Genomic DNA, 16,359 nt, shown 5'->3' with positions numbered 1-16,359 from the left:
CGGCGGCGCGCTGCTCCGCGGCGGCCAGCATGCCCCGGTGGCCGCGCGCGGCCACGCCCAGCGCCCACGCGACCGGGAGCGCGGCGACGTAGGCGAGCACGTCGGAGCCGCCGCGCCAGCCCTCGGGCGCGGTGAGGTGGTTGGCGGCGAGGCCCCCGGCGACGAGGGCGGCGCCGAGCAGCAGCGCCGCCCCCGACCGGCGCGGAGCGCTGTACGCCCCCGCCGCGTACAGCGCGAACGCCACCGGCAGGACGGTCAGCCCGCTCGGCTTCACCTCGGCGGTCGCGGCGGCGACCTGCACCGCCGCGAGGACGGCCAGCAGCACCCCGAACGCGGTGAGCGGCCGGTGCCGCCGCAGCGCGAGGCAGCCGAGCGCGACGGCGCCGTAGCCGGCCAGCGCCGTCCACGCCGCCGCCGAGGTGTCGGTGGTCGCCTGGTCGATCAGCGCCGGGGCGACCGCGGCCGCCGCGAGCGCCGCCTCGGCCGCGGCCTTCCGCAGCACCGGCGTGTCCATGCTGGTCATCGCCTTGATCCTAGGAAGCGGCCGGGGGCGGCGGCATCACTCGAAAGAGCGAACCGGACGCTGGCTCTCCGGCCCTACCGCACCGGCCGGGTGCACTCGTTCTGGCGATGCGGCGGCCCGGCCGCGGCGGCTGGACTGGACGCCATGTCGCAGACCGAACCCGAGAACCCGCCCCGCGCCGCCCGTCCCGCACCGCCCCCGGCCACCCGCCTCGGCCGGACGATCAGAGCCGCGAAATGGCCGGTGCTCCTCGCCTGGATCGCGCTCGCGATCGCGGCGACGGCGTTCGCGTCCCGGCTGGGCGACGTGCAGCGCGACGACTCCGCCGCCTACCTGCCCGGCGGGTTCGAGTCGAGCGAGGTGGCCCGGCTGACCGAGCCCGACCCCGCGCACCCGGACGCCGAGACCGCCGTCGTCGTCTTCCACCGCGCGTCCGGCGGGGCCCTGACCGCCGCCGACCGCACGGCGATCGCGGACGCCCGCGAGGAGGCCGCCGCGCTCGGCGTACCGGGCGTGCAAACACCGGGGCCGGTGCAGACGTCACCGGATGGCTCGGCGGCACTGTTCACCGTCGGCATCCAGCCGCATCAGGCCGATGACGACACCGTCGCGACGGCTGTTGAGCGGCTGCGCACCGCGATGCCCGACGCGGACTCCGCCGGGCTGCGCGCCCTGGTGACCGGCGAGGCCGGGCTCGACGTCGACAATGACGGCGGGGACGTGGACGGCCCGCTGCTGCTGACCAGCATGGCGATTGTCGCCGTCCTCCTGCTGCTGACCTACCGCAGCCCCGTCCTGTGGCTGGTGCCGCTGTTCGCCGCCGGGCTGGCGGTGATGGTGGCCCGGGGCGGCGCCTACGGCCTGGCGCGGGCCGGGCTGGCGGTCACCGACCTGTCGTCCGCCATCCTCATCGTGCTGGTGTTCGGCGCCGCGACCGACTACGCGCTGCTGCTGCTCGACCGGTACCGCGAGGAACTGGCGCGGCACGCCGACCGGCACGAGGCGCTCGCCGAGGCGCTGCGCCGCACCGCGCCCGCCATCGTCGCGAGCGCCGCGACCGTCACCGCCGGGCTGCTGTGCCTGCTGGTCGCCGACCTCGCCGGGCTGCGCGGGCTCGGGCCCGTCGCCGCGTCCGGGATCGCGGTGGCGCTCGCGGCGATGCTGACCCTGCTGCCCGCCCTGCTCGCCTGCGCCGGACGGTGGGTGCTGTGGCCGCGCGTCCCGTCCCCCGGGCGGGACCACGGCGCCGGGCGGCACCGGCTCTGGGGCGCCGTCGCGGGACTCGTCGGGCGCCGCCCCCGGCTCGTGGCCGTCCTCGTCACCGGCGCGCTCGGCTCCGCCGCCCTCGGGCTGACCGGCCTGCACGTCAGCGCCGACCCCGTCGACAAGGTGCCGCCGCACAGCGAGTCGGTCACCGGCCGTCAGGTGCTCGCGGACCACTACCCGGACGGCGCGTCCGACCCGCTCACCGTCGTACTGCCCGCCGGAGCCGCGCCCGCGACCATGGCCGCCGCCGAACGGGCCGCCGCCGCGACGGACGGCGTCGCCAAGGTCGAGCAGACGCCTCCGCTCGCCGGCCGGGGCACGCTGCGCGTCGAACTCGCCGTCCCGCCCTACGGCGACGGCGCCGCCGACGTCATCGACCGGCTCCGCGACCGGCTCGGCGACGCGGCGCCCGGATCGCTCGTCGGCGGGATGCCCGCCGTGCAGGCCGACTACCGGGACGCCGCGCTCGGCGACACCGCGCGGATCGTCCCGCTCGTGCTGCTGGCGATCACCGTGATCCTCGGGCTGCTGCTCCGGTCGGTCGTCGCGCCGCTGGTGCTGCTCGCGACCGTCGTGCTGTCCTTCGCCGCAGCGCTCGGCGTCTCCGCGCTGCTGTTCACGCACGCGCTCGGCCACGGAGGCGTCGCCGCCGACCTGTTCGTCTACATCTTCGTGTTCCTCGTCGCGCTCGGCGTCGACTACAACATCTTCCTGATGGAGCGCGTCCGCGAGGAGCGCCGCCGCGCCGCGACGGCGGAGGCGGTCCGCCGGGGCCTCACCGCGACCGGCGGCGTGATCTCCGCCGCCGGGCTCGTCCTGGCGGGCACGTTCCTGGCCCTCACCCAGATCCCGGACGTGACGGTCGCCGAGGTCGGGCTCGCCGTCGCGATCGGCGTCCTGATCGACACGCTCCTCGTCCGGTCGCTCCAGGTGCCCGCCCTGGTCACCTGGCTCGGCGACCGGACGTGGTGGCCCGGCGGACGTTCCTGACCTGCGCTGACGGGTACCGGGTCGGCATGGCGGCACCGAAGGTCGGCTGGATCGGCACCGGCCGCATGGGCACGGCGATGGCCGGGCGGCTCGCCCGCGCCGGAACCGACGTCACCGCCTGGAACCGCACCCTCGCCAAGGCGGAGCCGCTCCGGGCGGACGGCGCGGCGGTGGCCGCGTCGATCGCCGACCTGCGCGGGAAGGACGTCGTCTTCACGATGGTGTCGTCGTCCGACGCCCTGGAGGACGTGCTGCTCGGCGCGGACGGGCTGCTCGCCGGCGACCGCGTCCCCCGCGCCGTCGTCGACTCCTCCACCGTCTCGCCGGAGTCGTCGGCCCGCGTCCGCGCGGCCTGCGCGGAGCGGGGCGCCGGGTTCCTCGCCGCGCCGGTCAGCGGGAACGCCGGGGTCGCCGCCGGCGGCGGGCTGAGCCTGGTCGTGTCCGGGCCGCGCGACGCCTACGACCTCGCCGCGCCGCTGCTGGAGCGGATCGGCAGGTCGGTGACCTACGTCGGCGACGGCGACTCCGCGCGGCTGGTCAAGATCGCGCACAACCTGATGCTGGGGATCGTGACGCAGGCGATGGCCGAGATCACGGTGCTGGCGGAGAAGGGCGGCGTCTCCCGGCACGCGTTCCTGGAGTTCCTCAACGGCAGCGTCCTCGGCTCGGAGTTCACCCGCTACAAGTCGCCCGCGTTCGTGAACCTCGACTACACGCCGACGTTCACGCCCGTCCTGCTGCGCAAGGACTTCGACCTCGGGCTCGACGAGGCCCGCCGCCTCGGCGTCCCCGTGCCCGTCACGGCGCTCACGGCACAGCTCGTCCAGGCCAGCGTGGGGACGGGCCGGGTGGACGAGGACTTCGCGATCCTGCTCGACCTCCAGGCGGCGGCCTCCGGCCTGGACCTGGAACCGGAGGACACCGGCCCCGACGGCTGACGGCCGGTGCCGGTTCCCAACGGCGGGGCGGGTTCGTGAACCGCGTCCGGAGACGAGCGAACTCTCTGTCGAACAGTAGCGTCTATCTGTAGGCGAGCCGTCCGATCCCTCCGCCGACGATGGAGAACCGCGACTATGATCATGCGCCTGACGCCGGGCACGGCCGTGCCGGATCCCGGCACCGCGGCCGGGGAGGGAGCCGAGTGAGCGGTGTCGCGCCGGTACGGGCGGGCGACCCGGAGCGGCTCGGGCGGTACCGGATCACCGGACGGCTCGGCGGCGGCGGGATGGGCACGGTGTTCCTCGCCCTGTCGCCGGGCGGCCGCGCGGTCGCGGTGAAGGCGGTGCGGACCGAGCTGGCCGAGGACCCGGGGTTCCGGCGCCGGTTCGTCCGGGAGGTCGACGCGGCCCGCCAGGTGAGCGGCTTCTTCACCGCCGCCGTGGTCGACGCCGACCCCGAGGGGACGCCGCCGTGGCTGGCCACCGAGTACGTGCCCGGGGTCTCCCTGGAGGCGGCGGTGGCCGCGCACGGCGCCTGGCCGGAGAGCACGGTGCTCGCGCTGGGCGCCGCGCTCGCGGAGGCCCTGGAGAGCGTCCACGAGGCGGGCGTGGTGCACCGCGACCTCAAACCGTCGAACGTGCTGCTGGCGGCGGACGGCCCGCGCGTCATCGACTTCGGCATCGCGCGGGCCGCCGAGGCCACCGAGCTCACCGAGACCGGCATGGTCATCGGCACGCCCGGCTTCATCGCCCCCGAACAGCTCGTGGCCGACGAGGTCACCGCCGCCGGCGACGTCTTCGCCCTCGGCGCCGTGCTGGTGTTCGCGGCGACCGGCACCGGCCCGTTCGGGGCCGGGCACGCGCACGCCCTGAACTACCGGGTCGTCCACGAGGAACCGGACCTGGCGGGCGTACCGCCCGCGGTCGCGGCCGTCGCCGCCCGCTGCCTGGCCAGGGACCCCGCCGAGCGTCCCACCGTCCCCGACCTGGTCGGCGAGCTGAGCCGCCTGGCGGGCACCGGGCAGGCCGCCGGCTTCTTCACCGAGGCCGGCTGGCTGCCCGCCCCGGTCGCGGCGGACGTCCTCCGCGTCCGCTCCGCACCACTCCTGCCCTCGCCCGGCACGCCCGCCCCACCGGGTGGTTCCGTCCCGCCGGGTGGTGCTTTTCCGCCCGGCGGCGTCGTTCCGCCCGGTGGATTCGTTTCGCCTGGTGGCCCCGTCCCGCCGGGTCGGGCTGTTTCGCCTGTTTCGGTGGGGCGGACGTCGGTGCCCAGCCGCGGGCGGCGCCGGGTCCTGGCTGCGGTGGCCGCCGCGGCGGCGGTCGGGGTCGTTGTCGCGGCGGTCGTCCTCGCGGTGCGCCTGTCCGGTGACGACGGCGAGGCCGAGGCGTCCGGGCAACCGAAGCGCAAGGAGCTGTGGACCTTCCCGCTGGAGGAGGGCATGCACCTGGCGCAGGTGATCGGCGGCACGGCGTACATCGACGACCAGAAGGGCGGCCTGTACGCCCTGAACACCGAGAACGGCCGGCTGCGCTGGAAGTACACGCATTCCCTGGGCGTGGGCGTCCCGACGGGCCCGCTGTTCCTGGGCGCGACCGATTCGATCGTGTACTACGGCGCCGGCGACTACACCTACGCCCGGGACGCCGCGAACGGCGCGGAACTGTGGAAGTGGAAGGACAACGGCATCCATCCGTCGATCGAGGTGGTCGGGGAGAAGCTGTACGGGTCGGATGTCCGGCTGATCGCGCGCGACGCCCGCACCGGGCGGGAGCTGTGGCGGAACCGCTACGAGGGCTACTCGAAGAAGGGCCCGGCCGTTTCCGGGGGAGTCGTCTTCGCGGTGATCAATGACGGCACCCTGCGCGCGGTGGACGCGGAGACCGGCGCGAACCTCTGGCGCCTCAAGGTCGGGGACGAGATCGAAACGTCCCCCATCGCCGCGAACGGAACCGTCTACTACGGCGTCCGGGACGGTTCACTGCACGCGGTGAACGCCGCGACGGGCCGGTACGCGTGGAAGCAGGGATTCGAGGGCGCCTCCTGGGACCCCGCCATCGCCGGCGGGGCCGGCACCCCGATCGTCGAGGACGGCGTCGTCTACTTCGAGAACGATGGCTACGTCTGCGCCTTCGACGCCGCTACCGGCAAGCCGCTGTGGCGGCACAAGCCGGGCGTAGACGAGGCGAATCTGGTGTCGGTCCAGGACGGGAAGGTGCTGTTCGACGACGGCAGCGACGAGGGCGCCGGCAACCTCTACGCCCTTGACGCCCGCAACGGCACCCGCCTGTGGCAGGAGCACGTGGGCGGGAGCCTGGGCCTCATCGACGGCCGGCTCTATGTCGAGGAAGACGACGTTCTGCGCGTGCTCTCGGGCACCGTCTGATGGAGAGGGCAAGCGGAGTGGAGGCGTACGCGCCGCTGGAGGCGGGCGACCCGGAGCAGCTCGGGCCGTACCGGCTCGCCGGGCGGCTCGGCGGCGGCGGGATGGGCCAGGTGTTCCTGGCGTCGTCGCCGGGCGGGCGCGCGGTCGCCGTGAAGGTGGTGCGGGCGGGGCTGGCGGAGGACGCGGGGTTCCGGCGCCGGTTCGTCCGGGAGGTCGAGGCGGCCCGCCGTGTGAGCGGCCCCTTCACCGCCGCCGTGGTCGACGCCGACCCGGACGGGACGCCGCCGTGGCTGGCCACCGAGTACGTGCCCGGACTGTCGCTGAAGGCCGCGGTCGACGCGCACGGCGCGCTGCCGGACGGGACGGTCCGGTCGTTGGGCGCGGCGCTCGCGGAGGCACTGGAGAGCGTGCACGCCGCCGGGGTGGTGCACCGCGACCTCAAGCCGTCGAACGTGCTGCTGGCCGCGGACGGTCCGCGCCTGATCGACTTCGGGATCGCGCTGGCGTCCGAGGGCACCCGCCTGACGGTGACGGGGGCGATGGTCGGCACGCCGGGCTTCATGTCCCCGGAGCAGTTGCGGGGCGGCGAGGTCGGCCCGGCGAGCGACGTCTTCTCCCTCGGCGCCGTCCTGGCGTACGCGGCGACCGGGGCCGGGCCGTTCGGCGGCGGCTCCGTCCACGCGTTGAACTACCGGGTCGTCCACGCGGCCCCCGACCTCACCGGTGTGCCGCCCGGCTTGGCGGACATCGTGGCCCGCTGCCTGGACAAGGACCCCGCCCGGCGTCCCACCGTCTCCGCTCTGGTCGAGGAACTGGGCCGGGCGTCGCGCGCATGGCCGCCCGGTGGAGCCGGCTGGCTGCCCGAACCGCTGACGACCGAGATCACCCGCACGGTCCCCGCGCCGCCTCCCGCGCCCACTCCCGCGCCCACCGCCGTTGTGACGGCGCCGTACCAGGGCCCGCCCCCAGGACCCTCTCCCCGGCGGCTGCTCACGCGGGGACGTGTCCTGACGGGCCTCGCCGCCGTCACCGTCCTCGTCACCGTCGCCACCACGCTGTTCCTCACCGGCGGGGAGCCGGACGCCGACCGGGGCGGCCGCACCGATCGCGCCGCCGAGCCCACCCCGCCGGTCCTGAAGCAGATGTGGTCCTACAGCGGGGAGCCGGCCTGGCCGCCGGTGCTCAAGGACGGGACGCTGTACTTCGGCGACGGCGACGGAGTCATCCACGCCGTGGACGCCCGCACCGGCAAGGCCCGCTGGACGCACGACCGGGCCTACGGTGGCGGCAACTCCCTGTTCCTCGCCGGGAACAGGATCTACCTCAGCGCCTACGCCGACTCCTCACGCGACAGCGACAGTGGCCGCGTGTTCGCCCTGGACGCCGCCTCCGGCCGCCGGCTGTGGGAACGCCCCGACCGGACGCTGCTTCTCGGCGAAGCGCTGTCCGGTCGGCACATGTACTTCTTCCACCGGACGTCCGATGAAAAGAAGTCGTTGGTGTACGCGCTGGACACCGGCACCGGCAAGATGGCGTGGAGCCACGAAGCCGGGGTCGTGTGGAAGATGACCACCCACGAGAACGTCGTCTATTACGTCGCGAGCACTTACGAAGAGCCGGCTCCGCAACTCCACGCGTTGAACGCCGAAACAGGCAAGCGCCTGTGGAAGGCTCCCTTCTCGGACGAACTCCACAGCCGTCCAGAGTCGCTCATCGTGATCGGCGGCGTCCTGTACGGGCTCGGTGAGGACGGCACCGTTTCGGCGCGCGACCCCGGCAACGGTGCGCTCCTGTGGAACACCCCCACCGACCTCGGCGACTTCTCGGATTCGTCGCGCCCCGTGGTCTCCGACGGGGGCGTGTACATCAGCGGCAACGCCGATACTCAAGGGAACGATGGGCAGGCGGTCGCGTTCAACGCGAAGACCGGCGCGGTGTTGTGGCGCCGTGAGCTTCCTCAGGTGACCTCGTCACCCACTCTCTTGTCCGGGACGGTCTACGTCGGCACGAAGACCGGCGAACTACACCTCCTGAAGGCCGCTGACGGCGCCTCCCTGGGCAAGGTCACGCTGGCGGACGACCGCGACCCCAACGCGGTGGTAACGGATGGAGTGGTCTACTTCGGCGCCGGTGACGGCCACCTGCGCGCGGCCACCATCACCCGCTGACCCCGTCCGGCGGCGTCCAGTCCGGGTCGCGGCCAAGGAGGGCGGCGAGGTTGTCGATCGCAGGACGGGCCGGGTCTTCGGCCAGCGGCGGGCTGTAGGCGCCGCCGGGTCCGTTGAGGGGGCTGCCCGGAGCGGTGTTGGCCCGGGCCAGGGGCAGTGCCGCCTCGGCCAGGCGGGACGGCACGGCGGGCGTGGTCCGCAATGCGCGCGCCAGGTCCCAGCGGTGGACCAGCATGTCGACGGTGTGGACGCCGAGCACCATTTCGGTCGGCGTCGGGCCGCGCTGCGGCAGGTCCACGGTCTCACCGGCCCGCTCCAGCACGGAGAGGCAGCGGGCGGCGATGCGGGCGAAGTCGTCGCGCGGGTCCTCGCTCGCTTCGACGGGCGGCAGCGCTGTCCGGGCGATGGCCTCGTGCCGCTCGTTCATGTGGCAGAGCAGGTCGGCGACCGTCCATCCGTCGCAGGGCGTCGGTTCGCCCATCGCGGAGTCGGGGACAAGGGCGACATCGTGGCCCAGGAGGGCAAGCGCGGTGGCGTCGAGTTGGAGCAGATCGGTCATGCCGGACGGGCCTCTCGTCATTTGGCGAACGGTCGTACGCCAAAATAGCGTACGACCGTTCGCTAGTCTTGGGGCATGTCTCCTCGACGCTCGGCGGCCGAAGCGGCCCGGACCCGCGACCGGATCGTGCGGGCCGCGATGCGGGACGCCTCCCGGGTGGGGCTGGAGGGGCTGACCCTCGGCACGCTCGCGCAGCGGCTCGGCATGAGCAAGGCGGGGCTGGTCGGCCCGTTCGGCTCCCGCGACCGCCTGCAGATGGCCGCGCTCGACCAGGCCGGCGAGGTGTTCCGCGCGGCGGTCGTCGCCCCCCTGACGGAGCTGCCGCCCGGTCCGGAGCGGCTGGGCCGGCTGATCGACGGCTGGGTCGGCTACCTGGCCGAATGCCCGTTCCCCGGCGGCTGCTTCCTCACCGCCGCCTCGGCCGAACTGGACGGGCGGCCGGGACCGCTGCGCGACCGGCTGCGCGAGATCGTCGCGTCCCAGCGCCGGGCGCTCACGGCGGAGATCGCCGCCGCCCAGGCCGGACTGCCCGGCCCGCACCGTCCCGCCGAGGAGGTCGCCACGGTGATCGCCGGCCTGGCCATGGCCGCCAACCAGGAGATCCAGCTGCTGGAGGACGCCTCGGCGCCGGCCCGCGCCCGCACCGCCATGCGCCACGCGGCCGGCCTGAGCACGTGAGCTCCTCCGGGCGGCTCCGCCCCAATGTTGGTGTTGCGTTCGCCGTGCGTTCCTTGCGCGCCGGGCCTCGCGCCCCCGCGCCACGACCAAGATCGAACTTGGCGTGACGGCCCGGCGAACAATGGCGAAGGCCCCTTCCACCGGCGGATCCGCCGACCGAAGATCAACACCGAGCGGCGCGATCATCTCGCGCCCGGGTGGAAGGGGCACGATGAAGACACTGATGAAGACGGCCGTGGTGGGCCTCGGCATCGCGGCGGCGAGCATCGCGGTCGCGCAGCCGGCGCTGGCCAACTCCTTCGGGCCGGTCTCGGTCGGCGACGGCACCGTCTCCTACAACGACGGCGGCGACCAGTTCTGCGCCCAGGCGTACAACACCGACGGCGCCCGCTGGGTGCAGGTGACGCTCGTCCCGATCAGCCGGTCGGGCCCCAGCCCGTCCTGGACGGACTACAACAACTACTACGGCAACTCGGGCAGCACCTGCCGCAGCCTCGCCACCGCTTACGAGGACACCTACTACCGCGCCGACATCAAGACCTACTGGGGCGAGCGGGGGACGACCGTGACGCGCTCGTCCCGCTACTTCTACAGCTGACCGTCCGGTACGACGACGGCACGTTCCCCGCACCGGGTGCGGTGAACGTGCCGTCGCGCGTTTCGCGCAGGCCATGTCAGCGGCCGGCGGTCTTCTCGCCCTCCGCCTGCGGCGCGGCCGCGGCCGCGGCGTCCGGACGGGGGGTCCGGAGGGTGACGGCGGCGAGTCCCGCGCCGGCGAGCGCGATGAGCGCGGCGCCGGTGAAGGCGGCGGAGAACCCGTCGGTCAGCGCGGGCAGGTCCCCGAGCCGGTCCGCGCCGGAGGCGGCGGCGATGGCGGTCATGGCCGCCAGGCCGAGCGCCGAGCCGACCTGGTAGCCGGTGTTGACGATGCCGGACGCGAGCCCGCCCTCCTCCGGACGGGCCGCCGACAGCGCGGTGCCGAGCGAGGGGATGAACGCCAGCGACATCCCGAGCGCGGCGACCAGCGAGGCCGGCAGGACGTCCACCCAGTAGTTCCCGTCCGGGCGGATCAGCGACAGCCAGCCCATCCCGGCGGCCAGCACCAGCAGCCCGGTGACGATGGCGCCCTTGGCGCCGAGGCGCCCCATGACCCGCGGTGCCAGGACGATCATCCCGAGCATGATCAGCGCGGTCATGGGCACGAGCGCCGCGCCCGACGGGAAGGCGCTGTAGCCGAGCACCTGCTGCAGGTACAGGTTCAGGAAGAACCACATCGGGATCCACGCGCCGCCGAGCAGCAACTGCGCGAGGTTGGCGGCGGCCAGGTTCGGCGCGCGGAAGATCGACAGCGGCATCAGCGGGGCGCGGCGGTACGCCTGCAGCGCCAGGAACACCCCGAGCAGCACCAGCCCGGCGGCCAGTACCGCCCAGGTCTCGAACGCGTTCCAGCCGACCTCGGGCGCGCGGACGACGCCGAAGACGAGGCCGCCCAGGCCCGCGGTGACGGTCAGCGCGCCGAGCACGTCCACCCGACCGCGGGCGCCGCCCCCGCCGCCGGGCATCAGCGCGGGCGCGGCGGCCAGCGCGATCAGGGCGATGGGGATGTTGATGTAGAAGACCCAGGGCCAGGACAGGTACTCGGTGATGACGCCGCCGAGGAACACGCCCGCGGTGCCGCCGGCCGGTGCCGCCGCGCCGTACAGGGACAGCGCCTTGGTCAGCTCGCGCGGCTCGGAGCCGAACAGCATCATCAGCAGCGTCAGCGCGGCGGGCGCGATGAGCGCGGCGCCGACGCCCTGGACGGCGCGTCCGGCCAGCTCCACGCCGACGTTCCCGGCGGCGCCCGCCATGGCGGACCCGGCGAGCAGGACGACCCACCCGGTGGAGAACAGCCGGCGGGCGCCGAACAGGTCCGACAGCCGGCCGCCGAGCAGCAGCAGGCCGCCGAACGCGACGACGTAGGCGTTGAACACCCAGGACAGGTTCTCCTGCGAGAACCCGAGATCCGCCTGGATGCGGGGCAGCGCCACCCCGATGATCGACGTGTCCATGATCACCATGAACTGAGCGGCCGCGATCAGCGCCAGCGCCCACCAGCGGCGCGCGGCGGGCGGTGCGGAACGTCCGGACATGACTCCTCCTTCTACCCCTAGGGGGTATATATCCAGCGGTCGCTTACCCTAGGGGGGTATAGTGCCCTGCGCAACCCCCGGCGCCCCGCGCTGATTCCCGAAACCTGAAGGAGCCCCGAAATGACCGCCCAAGACCGAGAAGGCCCCGCCCCCCACACCCCGCACACCGCCCACCCGCCCGGTGGGGCGTCTCACACCCCTGGGCAAGCCGGGCATGCGGGCGGGCATGGCGGGCATGGCGTCGGGTCGGTGTCGTGGGGGATGGCGGCTCAGGCGACGCTGCACTGCCTGACCGGCTGCGCCATCGGCGAGGTGCTCGGCATGGTGATCGGGACGGTGCTGGGGTGGTCGAACGTGGCCACGATCGTCCTGGCGGTCTTCCTCGCGTTCGTCTTCGGATACGCCCTGACCATGCGCGGCGTCCTCAAGGCGGGGCTGACGCTGCGCGCCGCGTTCGGCGTGGCGCTGGCCGCCGACACCGTCTCGATCGCGGTCATGGAAGTGCTGGACAACGCGGCCATGGTGGCGATCCCGGGAGCGATGGACGCCGGCCTGGCGGACCCCCTGTTCTGGGGTGCGCTCGCCGTGGCGTTCCTGCTCGCCTTCATCATCACCACGCCGGTGAACCGGTGGATGATCGGCCGGGGCAAGGGCCACGCCGTCGTGCACCAGTACCACCACTGACCCGGCGGACCGGTGCTCCGGCACAATGTGGGCAGGACGGAGGTGAGCGCGTGGCCGGACTGGGCGGGTCGCTCGAACGCTCCATCATGGACGTCCTCTGGGCGGCACCCGAACCACTGCGGGTGCGAGAACTCCTCGCGAAGCTCAACGAAGACTCCGACAAGGCGCTCGCCTACAACACCGTCCAGACCGTGGCCGAACGCCTGGCGCAGAAGGGGCTCCTACAGCGCACCCAGGACGGGACGGCCTTCCGCTACGGCCCGACCAGGGCGCGTGAGGAGTACGCCGTCGAGCTGATGCTGGACGCGCTGACCGACGCCCCCGACCACGGCGCGATCCTCGCCCGCTTCGCCGAGAGCGTCCCCGCCGAGGACGCCCGCCACCTGCTGGACGCCCTGCGCCGCCGGACGTCCGACGGCGACGAGGCGTGACGCCGTGATCGTCCTGGTCGGCGCGCTCGTCGCCTCGGCGGTCCTGCTGGGGTGCCTGGCCGGACCGGTCCTCGACCGGATCCGGGCCGGCGCCCTCGGCCCCCGGACGGCGGTCGCCTGCTGGACGGCCGCGCTCGCGGGCACCGTCATCGCCAGCGCCGGAGTCGTCGCGGTCGCGCTGATCTCGCCGCCGGGGCCCGGACACGGCCTGCTGACGCTGCTGCGCGACTGCCTGCCCCACCACGAGACCCAGGCGATGATCGCGGCGGCCGTGGCGAGCCTGGTCCTACTGGCGGCGTGCGGGACGAGGCTGGCCCGCGGGGTGCCGCGCCTGGTCCGGGCCCTGCGGCACCGCCGCCGCCACTGGGAGATGCTCCGCCTCGTCGCCCGCCCGCACACCCGGCACGCGGACGTCCTCGTACTCGACCACCCGGTGCCCGTGGCCTACTCCCTGTCCGCGCGCCGCCGCGCGATCGTGGTCAGCACGGGAGCCCAGGACGCCCTGAGCGCCGCCGAACTCGGCGCCGTCCTCGCACACGAGCGAGCCCACCTCCGGCAACGCCACCACGCACTGCTGCTCGTCCTGGACCTCGCCCACGCCCTCCTCCCTTGGCTGCCAACCGTCCGCCGAGCCAAGGCACGGCTACCGCTACTCCTGGAAATGGCAGCGGACGACACAGCGGCACACACCCACGGCCCACGAACCCTCGTCAAAGCCCTACACACACTCGCCTCACCACCCGGCGCCCCCAACGCGCCAGGTTCACTGGCAGCAACAGGCTCACAACCCTCATCCGAAGCGACCAGCGCCCCTTACAAAGCCGAACTCCACGACATTGGCGGAGTGGTCACCGCGCCCGGCCCGCTCGACGCGCCCGGCCCGCTCGACGCGACCGGCCCGCTTGCCGCGACCGGGTCGCGTGAAGCGGGCGGCATGTCATGCGGGCCTGGAACCCGTGACGTTTGCGGTGTGGTCGTCGAGACCGGCTCGTTCGGCGCGTGTGGAGAGTTGGGGGCGGTCGGGGCGGGGATGGACGCGCTGGCGGCGCGGGTGCGGCGGCTGGAGGCCGGTGAGCAGGTGAAGCCGCGTGGGGCGTTCCGGGTGGTGGCGCCGGTGTTCGTGGCGGCGGCGGTCGCGGTGCCTCTCGCGGGCGCGGCTCTCGCGATCGGTCGGCTGGCCCTGCTCTGCTGATGCGTCTGGGACGTTTGCTGTAATCCGCGGCTTGAGTGGCGAATGAGGCGGCTATCTCCTACGCTGCGTAGGAGCCACCGTGACGAGCCCCCGCCGGGGGCGGCGATGGCGACGCCGAATCCCGTGGCCCATCGGCCCGGGAACCGGGGACCCGATCTCCACTGGGGTGAGTCCGCTCCCTTCGCGGGGGCGGTAGGGCGACTCTGGCCCGAACCCGTCAGCTGACCCGGTAGGCGGCACAGAGGAGGACGACCGCATGCAGCGACGCGCTGCCGTCATCGGCACGCCGAAACGCCGCACCCGCACCCCCCGAACCGTCACGGCATGGGCGATATCGGCCGCCGTGGCCGCGGCGCTCCTCGCACCGGCGCCCGCCTCCGCCGAGCCCGAGCCGTCCCGCCGGGAGCTGACCGCGCAGCAGAAGAAACTCGCGGACGACGCCGAGAAGCTCAGCGAGCAGTACAACGGCCTGCGCGAGCGGCTGAAGCAGGCCCAGCGCGCCGCCAAGGTGGCCGAGGGCAACGCCGCCCGCCAGAAGAAGGCGCTGGACGACGCCCGCGCCAGGATCGTCAAGCTCGCAGCGGACAGCTACAAGAACGGCCCGGCGGACCCTGCCGTCGCCTTCGCCTCCGCCAAGGACCCGCAGAGCGTCCTTGACCGGTCGGCCACGCTCAACTACTTCGCCCGCCAGGACGGCGACCGCGTCGCCCACCTGCTCCAGACCATGCAGGCCGCCGAGCGCTCCCGCAAATCGGCCGAAGCGCGCGCGAAGCAGGTGCGCGAACTCACCGACGAGGCCAAGAAGAAGCGCAAGGAGCTCCAGGCCAGGCTCAAGAAGGTCGAAGCCAAGCTGGGCGTCGGCACTCCCATCCGAGGCAACGGCGGGCCCATCCCCAACGTGGACCCGGGCGGCGCCTCCGCCAAGGCCATGACCGCCGTTCGGGCCGCCCTGAGCCAGCTCGGCGTGCCCTACTCCTGGGGCGGCGGCACCGCGTCCGGCCCGTCCTACGGCACCGCGCAGGGCGCCAACATCAAGGGCTTCGACTGCTCCGGCCTGACCCTGTACGCCTACGCCCAGGTCGGGATCAACCTCCCGCACTACACCGGCGCCCAGTACAACGCGGGCACGCACGTGTCCATGTCACAGCTCAGGCCCGGCGACCTGGTGTTCTTCCACGCCGACCTGCACCACATGGGGCTTTACATCGGCAACGGCAAGATGGTCCACGCTCCGCAGACCGGCGACGTGGTCAAGATCAGCCCGCTCGCCGGACGGCCCTTCGCCGGCGGCGTCCGCGTCGCCTGACACGCTTCCCCCGACCGGCGTCCCCGCCACCCGTCCCGGGTGACGGGGACGCTTCCATTCAGGGACCGGCTCCTTTGCCACGCCGGTCGAGTGCCTTGCCGGATGTTTTGGCTACACTGGGGCCCGGCGAAGGGGAGTAGTCCTGTAATACCGCTGGTCGACACGCTGGACGTCCTTGGACGTCCCGGCCATCGGGCCCCGCGAAGGGGTGGACGAGACCTTCGGCCACGGCATGACGTGGCCCGTGCGACCGTGCGGGCCGTCCGATCGTGCCGGGCCGAGTGGTCCTCCCGTCGCCCGCCAGGGTGCCGGCCGAAGTCCGCGGCCCGGCCCCGTAAGAAGGCACCGCCCATGACCCTGGACCCGCTCGCGATCCTCACCGCGTTCGGCTTGATCTTCCTCGCCGAGCTGCCCGACAAGACGATGTTCGCCTCACTGGCCATGGGCACGCGCATGCGTCCGCTCTACGTGTGGTTCGGCACGTCCACGGCGTTCATCGTGCACGTCGCGATCGCCGTGGGGGCCGGCAGCCTGCTCAGCCTGCTGCCGGGCATGGCCGTCAAGCTCGTGTCGGCCGCCCTGTTCGCCTTCGGCGCCATCGTGCTGATGCGCGGCGGAGGGGACGACGACGAGGACGACAAGGCCGGCCAGACGGTCACCCGGTTCTGGCCGTCCTACGTGGCCGCCTTCACGGCCGTGTTCATCAGCGAGTGGGGCGACCTGACCCAGATCACCACCGCCAACCTGGCCGCCACCAACGGATGGCTGCCGACGGCGATCGGCTCCGCCGCCGCCCTCATGTCGGTCTCGGCCCTGGCCCTCCTGGCGGGCCGCTTCATCGCGAACAGGGTCCCGCTGAAGACCGTCCAGCGCATCGGCGGCCTGTGCATGGCCGGCCTCGCCATCTGGACGCTCATAGAAGCCTTCACCATGTAACCCACCCCCGGCCGACCGACCCTCGGCCAACCGACCCTCGGCCAACCGACCCTCGGCCAACCCCCCGGCCAACCAATCCCCGGCCAACCCCCTGTGCGCGCCAACCGCGCCGCACCGATCGAGACGAGGGATCCGGGGGGATCGGGAATGTCCATCGTCGACAAGGTCAAGC

14 protein-coding genes and 1 riboswitch are annotated in these 16,359 nt (G+C 73.7%); of the genes, 12 read left to right on the top strand and 2 right to left on the bottom strand.

Features of this window, described 5'->3' with window-relative positions:
- Positions 1-140: 140 nt before the first annotated feature.
- The 5 genes from AB0K34_RS00070 (at position 141) to AB0K34_RS00050 (ending at position 8,269) form a co-directional block, all read left to right on the top strand.
- Entirely contained in the window at positions 141-389 is a 249-nt protein-coding gene (locus AB0K34_RS00070; RefSeq protein ID WP_138639253.1) for a hypothetical protein, read from the top strand.
- A 278-nt stretch (positions 390-667) separates the two neighbouring features.
- Positions 668-2,779, top strand: a complete 2,112-nt coding sequence (locus tag AB0K34_RS00065) for an MMPL family transporter (RefSeq protein WP_301175583.1) — start codon at positions 668-670, stop codon at positions 2,777-2,779.
- Positions 2,780-2,805: 26 nt separating this feature from the next.
- Entirely contained in the window at positions 2,806-3,717 is a 912-nt protein-coding gene (locus AB0K34_RS00060) for an NAD(P)-dependent oxidoreductase (protein ID WP_301175584.1), read from the top strand.
- A gap of 203 nt (positions 3,718-3,920) precedes the next feature.
- On the top strand, positions 3,921-6,101 hold the full coding sequence (locus tag AB0K34_RS00055; protein WP_301175585.1) for a serine/threonine-protein kinase: 2,181 nt from the start codon (positions 3,921-3,923) through the stop codon (positions 6,099-6,101).
- The gene (locus tag AB0K34_RS00050) at positions 6,101-8,269 is read left to right on the top strand and encodes a serine/threonine-protein kinase (RefSeq protein ID WP_301175586.1); all 2,169 of its coding nucleotides are present in this window, start codon (positions 6,101-6,103) and stop codon (positions 8,267-8,269) included. Before AB0K34_RS00055 ends, AB0K34_RS00050 begins: the two co-directional genes overlap by 1 nt.
- Here AB0K34_RS00050 and AB0K34_RS00045 read toward each other — a convergent pair.
- Positions 8,259-8,849: a TIGR03086 family metal-binding protein gene (locus AB0K34_RS00045; RefSeq protein ID WP_301175587.1), complete on the bottom strand. Its 591-nt coding sequence runs from the start codon at positions 8,847-8,849 to the stop codon at positions 8,259-8,261. The two genes, AB0K34_RS00050 and AB0K34_RS00045, sit on opposite strands and share 11 nt — an antisense overlap.
- A 54-nt stretch (positions 8,850-8,903) precedes the next feature.
- Between AB0K34_RS00045 and AB0K34_RS00040 the strand changes: the two genes are divergently transcribed.
- Positions 8,904-9,506: a TetR/AcrR family transcriptional regulator gene (locus tag AB0K34_RS00040; RefSeq protein WP_301175588.1), complete on the top strand. Its 603-nt coding sequence runs from the start codon at positions 8,904-8,906 to the stop codon at positions 9,504-9,506.
- 211 nt (positions 9,507-9,717) lie between these two features.
- On the top strand, positions 9,718-10,104 hold the full coding sequence (locus AB0K34_RS00035) for a hypothetical protein (RefSeq protein WP_138641797.1): 387 nt from the start codon (positions 9,718-9,720) through the stop codon (positions 10,102-10,104).
- A 76-nt stretch (positions 10,105-10,180) separates the two neighbouring features.
- Here the strand turns inward: AB0K34_RS00035 and AB0K34_RS00030 are convergent, their stop codons facing one another.
- Complete coding sequence (locus AB0K34_RS00030) at positions 10,181-11,638, bottom strand: MFS transporter (protein ID WP_301175589.1); 1,458 nt, start codon at positions 11,636-11,638, stop codon at positions 10,181-10,183.
- Between the two features lie 261 nt (positions 11,639-11,899).
- Here AB0K34_RS00030 and AB0K34_RS00025 point away from each other — a divergent pair, with 261 nt between their 5' ends.
- The 5 genes from AB0K34_RS00025 to AB0K34_RS00005 all read left to right on the top strand — a co-directional run bounded on the left by AB0K34_RS00025 (position 11,900) and on the right by AB0K34_RS00005 (position 16,187).
- Entirely contained in the window at positions 11,900-12,322 is a 423-nt protein-coding gene (locus AB0K34_RS00025) for a DUF4396 domain-containing protein (RefSeq protein ID WP_301175590.1), read from the top strand.
- Positions 12,323-12,372: 50 nt separating this feature from the next.
- Positions 12,373-12,753, top strand: a complete 381-nt coding sequence (locus AB0K34_RS00020; protein ID WP_301175591.1) for a BlaI/MecI/CopY family transcriptional regulator — start codon at positions 12,373-12,375, stop codon at positions 12,751-12,753.
- Positions 12,754-12,757: 4 nt separating this feature from the next.
- Positions 12,758-13,945, top strand: coding sequence for a M56 family metallopeptidase (locus tag AB0K34_RS00015; RefSeq protein WP_301175592.1), 1,188 nt, complete (start codon positions 12,758-12,760; stop codon positions 13,943-13,945).
- A 102-nt stretch (positions 13,946-14,047) separates the two neighbouring features.
- A riboswitch (cyclic di-AMP (ydaO/yuaA leader) is annotated at positions 14,048-14,196 on the top strand.
- Between the two features lie 5 nt (positions 14,197-14,201).
- The gene (locus AB0K34_RS00010) at positions 14,202-15,251 is read left to right on the top strand and encodes an NlpC/P60 family protein (protein WP_301175593.1); all 1,050 of its coding nucleotides are present in this window, start codon (positions 14,202-14,204) and stop codon (positions 15,249-15,251) included.
- 351 nt (positions 15,252-15,602) lie between these two features.
- Entirely contained in the window at positions 15,603-16,187 is a 585-nt protein-coding gene (locus AB0K34_RS00005; RefSeq protein WP_138642280.1) for a TMEM165/GDT1 family protein, read from the top strand.
- Positions 16,188-16,359 lie beyond the last annotated feature (172 nt).

The organism is Actinomadura sp. NPDC049382, assembly GCF_040677125.1.
GTDB lineage: Bacteria > Actinomycetota > Actinomycetes > Streptosporangiales > Streptosporangiaceae > Spirillospora > Spirillospora geliboluensis.
This window is presented reverse-complemented; position numbering and strand designations above follow the sequence as displayed.